Source organism: Candidatus Protochlamydia sp. W-9, assembly GCF_001950615.1.
Taxonomy (GTDB): domain Bacteria; phylum Chlamydiota; class Chlamydiia; order Chlamydiales; family Parachlamydiaceae; genus Protochlamydia; species Protochlamydia amoebophila.
Window position 1 is genome coordinate 1 of sequence record NZ_BCPZ01000227.1, and the last position, 312, is coordinate 312.

Sequence of the window (312 nt, forward strand, 5' to 3'; positions counted from 1 at the left end):
CTTGCTTTCGATAGGTCTGTTGGGCGCTATAAGCATAAAATGAAGAATGATACAGAAGTAAAGGATAAAATGATTTCGATAGCTCATGAAAGAAGAAGGTTTGGGTATCGAAGAATTTGTCTCTTGCTGAAGAAGGAAGGATTAAAGATTAATCATAAAAAAGTGTACCGACTATACAAAGAGAGTGGTCTCAAAATCAGAAAAAGGGGTGGAAGGAAGAGAGCTTTAGGTTCTAGAATAGGACCTGAGGAGATTTCTAGGCCAAATCAAAGATGGTCTCTTGACTTTGTTTCAGATGCATTAGCCAATGGA

General features: G+C 37.8%; 1 protein-coding gene. It reads left to right on the forward strand.

Annotation, left to right across the window (positions count from 1 at the left end; all coding sequences use genetic code 11):
- Nucleotides 1-39 precede the first annotated feature (39 nt).
- Nucleotides 40-312 (forward strand): IS3 family transposase (locus BU804_RS07420; protein ID WP_143298952.1); only part of this gene is annotated, 273 nt, incomplete at its 3' end.